Origin of the sequence: Bradyrhizobium sp. Mp27, from assembly GCF_029953005.1 — a bacterium.
In the GTDB taxonomy this organism is placed as follows: Bacteria; Pseudomonadota; Alphaproteobacteria; order Rhizobiales; family Xanthobacteraceae; genus Bradyrhizobium; species Bradyrhizobium barranii.
On record NZ_JASAUS010000333.1, the window covers coordinates 1 to 4,193 of the forward strand.

8 protein-coding genes are annotated in these 4,193 nt (G+C 63.0%); all 8 read right to left on the minus strand.

Going from position 1 to position 4,193, the window contains the following annotated elements; genetic code table 11:
• Nucleotides 1–29: 29 nt before the first annotated feature.
• The 8 genes from QJT78_RS49210 to QJT78_RS49245 all read right to left on the minus strand — a co-directional run bounded on the left by QJT78_RS49210 (nucleotide 30) and on the right by QJT78_RS49245 (nucleotide 3,696).
• Entirely contained in the window at nucleotides 30–941 is a 912-nt protein-coding gene (locus tag QJT78_RS49210; protein ID WP_281460784.1) for a hypothetical protein, read from the minus strand.
• Between the two features lie 134 nt (nucleotides 942–1,075).
• Complete coding sequence (locus tag QJT78_RS49215) at nucleotides 1,076–1,540, minus strand: DUF2493 domain-containing protein (protein ID WP_049810650.1); 465 nt, start codon at nucleotides 1,538–1,540, stop codon at nucleotides 1,076–1,078.
• Nucleotides 1,537–1,734, minus strand: a complete 198-nt coding sequence (locus QJT78_RS49220) for a hypothetical protein (RefSeq protein WP_028152248.1) — start codon at nucleotides 1,732–1,734, stop codon at nucleotides 1,537–1,539. Before QJT78_RS49220 ends, QJT78_RS49215 begins: the two co-directional genes overlap by 4 nt.
• The gene (locus QJT78_RS49225) at nucleotides 1,731–1,898 is read right to left on the minus strand and encodes a hypothetical protein (protein ID WP_155257991.1); all 168 of its coding nucleotides are present in this window, start codon (nucleotides 1,896–1,898) and stop codon (nucleotides 1,731–1,733) included. The genes QJT78_RS49220 and QJT78_RS49225 overlap by 4 nt, the downstream gene beginning before the upstream one ends.
• Entirely contained in the window at nucleotides 1,895–2,200 is a 306-nt protein-coding gene (locus QJT78_RS49230; RefSeq protein ID WP_028152249.1) for a hypothetical protein, read from the minus strand. Before QJT78_RS49230 ends, QJT78_RS49225 begins: the two co-directional genes overlap by 4 nt.
• On the minus strand, nucleotides 2,193–2,414 hold the full coding sequence (locus QJT78_RS49235; RefSeq protein ID WP_028152250.1) for a hypothetical protein: 222 nt from the start codon (nucleotides 2,412–2,414) through the stop codon (nucleotides 2,193–2,195). Before QJT78_RS49235 ends, QJT78_RS49230 begins: the two co-directional genes overlap by 8 nt.
• A gap of 333 nt (nucleotides 2,415–2,747) precedes the next feature.
• Nucleotides 2,748–2,942, minus strand: a complete 195-nt coding sequence (locus QJT78_RS49240; RefSeq protein WP_028152251.1) for a hypothetical protein — start codon at nucleotides 2,940–2,942, stop codon at nucleotides 2,748–2,750.
• Nucleotides 2,943–3,477: 535 nt separating this feature from the next.
• The gene (locus tag QJT78_RS49245) at nucleotides 3,478–3,696 is read right to left on the minus strand and encodes a hypothetical protein (protein ID WP_028152252.1); all 219 of its coding nucleotides are present in this window, start codon (nucleotides 3,694–3,696) and stop codon (nucleotides 3,478–3,480) included.
• Between the last annotated feature and the right edge of the window lie 497 nt (nucleotides 3,697–4,193).

A 4,193-nucleotide genomic window follows, 5' to 3' on the forward strand; every position in this document is an offset into this window, starting at 1 on the left:
GAAGCTCTTGCCCGGGAAACAAACTCAAACTAACAGTCCCTTGTCCTGCCTCGCGGGTGGAGGAATTTGACTGACCACACCCGGAGGAATTTGAAGTGACCCGCGGGGAGCCGCGAGATCGACAGGCCCGACGCCATCGACGGCGTGTTGAGCAGGCGCGGATCAGTAACTGCGAAGCGGGCCTCCGCAACGTCGGGGAAGCCCTCCTTTGCGAAGCGCGCCTTGTCCATTTCCTTGGCGAACTTCGCGCGGATGACGCCGGGCGCGTTGATCAGATAATCGCGCAGATCGGGCGACGTGACACCCGGCCAGCTCTCTGCTGCCGGGAAGTCCTTGCCGCGCGGCGCGCGCATCAGCGCATCGAACTCGGCCGCGCCCTTGCCGGTGACCGGCGCGTGCTTCAGCATTTCGCTGAGCGCGTCGCTCATGTGGTGCGAGAAGTCCACCGCGCGCTCGCCCATCGCCGTGTAAGGCGCGTAGACGTTGCCGTACTCGTCCTGCAGCCTGCGCACGCGGTTCGCCATGGTGGTCATGCGGCCCTTTTCGGAGGCCCAGGCGTGCGGGCCTTCGGCTGACATGAAGCCGTGGCCGCCCTGCAGATCGACCGGGTTGCTGATTGGCACATCACCGATCCTGCTGACCTGACCACCAATCGCCGCACGGTCGCCGAGCGCTGGCAGCAGCACGTTGCCCTGCAGCTGCTCTGGCGAGATCACGCGCTCTGTCGAGGCGCGCGGATTGACGATGGTGCGCTCCATCTCGGCGAGCGGCTTGCGCAGCTTCACCTCCGAGAGCCCGCGCCACATGGCAGGATCGCGCACGGCACCGGCACCGAGCACGGTCTCGCCTGCGGCGCGCGGCACACCGGCAAACGCACCCGCGCCCGTGGGCAGCATGGCAGCCTCGACGAACGGGGCCGGATCGTACTGCCCGGTCTCCATCTAGCGCTGGTTCGCGTCCATGGCGCGCATCGGCAGCGTGCCGAGATCGGCCAGCCCCGAGACGATCTTGACCGCCGTCTTTGCTGGCGCGGTCGCCAGCGCGAGCAGCTTGTCGGAAATGCTGGGCGTGCGCTTCAGCTCGCCGAGCGGCCTGAACTCGCCGTATCGGTCGCGGAGGAGGTCTGCGGCGCTTTTGTAGTCGCGCCTTGGCTCCTCGTCCGCCATCGCTGCGTTACCTCTGCCCTCGTGCGCTCATCTTTCAGATCAATCACCGTGACGCCCGCAGCGCGGGCCTGCCTGCACATATCGGCGGTGCCGTCGCCGCCAGGAAACGCGATCACGAGCTGCGGCTTGCCCTCGGCCAGCATCTGCTTGTTGCGGATGGGCCCGGCGCTGTTGCCGTGCAGCCGCCAGTGCGCCGGAAACATCTCGACCGGCACCTTGTGCTCGCCCGCCCAGCGATGCGCGCAGGTGTCCGCGCCCTTCGCCCTGCCGTGGATCAGCAGCGTGAAGTGATGAAGGTCGTGCAGCATGTCGAGATACTTCTTGACCGCCGCGTAGTTTTCGAAGGTGCGCCCGCCGCACACGATCACGTTCATTGCTTGCGCTCCACCGTGATCACGCCGCGACGGCGCAGAGCTGCGGCGGTGCGGCTGCGCAATGAGTGCTCGAACCCGCGCCTGTCGCCGCGCATCAGCTTGGCGAACAGCAAATCAATCACCCTCTGCTCCTGCGCAGAGCGATATTTGCGCAAGTCGCACACGAGACGCAGGTCGTGCGCGGACTCGGTCATGACGGCAGCTCGCGCGCGATGGCGTCGGCGAGCGCGTGGACATCGATGACGCCGATCACCTCGAACTTGTCGGGCGTCTCGACTGGCACCAGAGAGACCTTGCGGTCGCGCTGCTGGCGCTTCAGCTCGTCGCGGAGGATGTCGATGAGATCGTCACGGCTCACGATAACCTCTTGCGGGCGTCGATGATCGAGACGTTCTGCGCGAGCAGCTTGAAGGTGCGGATTGCGCCCGCGCTGTTGGCGAGCGCGCGCCATTCGACCGGCAGCTGGTCGCTCAGAAACCGCGCGACGTGCGGCGAGAGCGTGTCGATGTCGTGCTTGCGCAGAAAATTCTTCACCGCCTCGACGCTGTCGATGTTCGGACGGAGCGCGGACGGGTTTAGCTGGAAGATCACCTGCTCCAGCACCGTGACGCGGGCCTCGAGCCGCGCGATCTGGGCGTTCGTCTGGCTGCGTTCAGTCATGACGCAGTGCCCTCCGCGCGATCTCTCCGACCGACATGATGACGTGGCGCATGCAGTGCGCTGAGATGCTGTCGAGGCTGATGCCTGCAGCTTCCAGCGCGGCGCGCGCCTTCTTCAGATCGGGTTCGGGGAAAACAGAGAGAGGATAGGCTTCAGACCACTGCACAATCGATTGCAGCCCGTCTTCCATCGCTTCGCAACGCTCGCACATCATCGTCTGTCCTCGATGATTGGAGCCGGGCCAGTGCAGATTGGGCTGGGGGGCTGAGGCTGCACTGCCCGACAAGGCCCCGATGACACCGCTCCGGGGCGACCAGAAGCGGCATGTCGGGGCTTGCCGAAAAATACGCACAAGTCGCCCGTGTCGTAAAGAGTTCGACTTACGGAATTTGGGTGAGATGCTCAGAAATCTCGCGCACGCGCCAACTCTTACGAGCGCAGTATGCGCGCAGCTCGTTATCCGTCTTTCCGATTGCCCACTTCAGGATCGGCGCGGCCTCCGTGATCTTGCCGCCCTGGGCGATGAGGCCTAAGCGGGCAGTCCAGTTCAGAGCCATAGCCACGCGAAGAACGCTGTGATGATGGCCCAGCCTATGAGCTTTTCAGCGAGCACCTGCGCATAGCGGAAGTCGCTCGCGCCGTAGGCATCGAGGTCGAGCTGGCGCATGGCTTCCAAGAAATAGCCGCCGCTCACGAGGACAAAGAGTACTGCCATCATGACGTGGAATGTCTGGTCGCTCATGGCTGCGGTCCAGTGTTAGCATCAGGTTGACCAGCAGTTCGATGTGGCGCGGCACCGGCAGCTTGCCGTTCACCCACTTGCGCACGGATCGCGGAACGCTCGCTCCCATCGCTTCCTTCGAAAGGTTGCCATTCATGAAGCGCCGGCTGGCGTTCTCTGCGCAGTCTCGGCCACAACACCGCCGAACAGTACCATGCCAGCTGTAAGATGATCTGGGCCAGAATTTCAATGATCACTGCTTGGTCTTCAATGGGGTGAGATCTCCAGCGCCCGGCTTAGATCTACACCGTCAGCCATGTAGATCAATGCCCGTGTCATTCGCTATCGACGAACACAGTGTCCGTCATCGACGAACGCGCTCGTGGGCCAAATCGCGGCGCGGTCAAGCGACGTTTCGCGAGCTGATCAAGGGACGCGAGAAGAAAGTAACATCGCCACTGCACAGAAGTGCGGCGCGGTGATCTGGAGAAACATGGTGGTGCCTGCGGCAGGGATCGAACCTGCGACCTAACGCTTGGACGCCCATGAGAGAGGTTTAGAAGGCAGTCTGAGACATTTCCTCGGCCTCTTCTTTTGCCAGCACCCTAAGCATTTCAATGCCGATGTCGCCTTCCTGCGGCGACCTGATGAAGTCGAGCTTGCCCACGGACTGTTCGACGGTTGCGATGACTGCAAGCGCATGGTTAGCCGTCGGAACTTCGGTCGTTAAAACCGCGACATTGCTTCGCCTCCGAAACCCGATGGTGTAGGTCATCTCTGCCTTCCGAAGTTTCACCGGCTAAAAGGGCGTCTCCAGCGCGCTGCGGCCCCAAACGTCCGGGAGGCCTAGGACAGGAGCCGGGACGCCGGGCCGCGAGCGCGCGGCTTGTCAAGCGCACTGAAGTCACTCTCTGCTTTCGGTTCGTCCGCGCGCTCTCAAATGTTATGTTGCTACATTAAATTTGGAGATAGCTCGCCTTCCGACACGTCTTCAACAGGAACGCTGGCGCTCGACCAGCATTTGCATCGCGCTTCGGGCCCGTGTCACAGCTTTTGCTCGAAGTGCGGCTCCAGCTAGCGACAGGCACCGTAAGGCTGTGCGTCAGCGATAGAGCAGTGCTAGGACCATCAATGCCGGTGCAATCATGCCCGCCAGGATAATTAGCCCGTCTTATTCGCGAGAGGGCGCCTGAGAGGCTGGCGAGCGTGGTGTAAAGCGCTGATGCGGCGTAGGATTCGGTTGTGAAGCCAACCCCATCACCTCAACCGCGA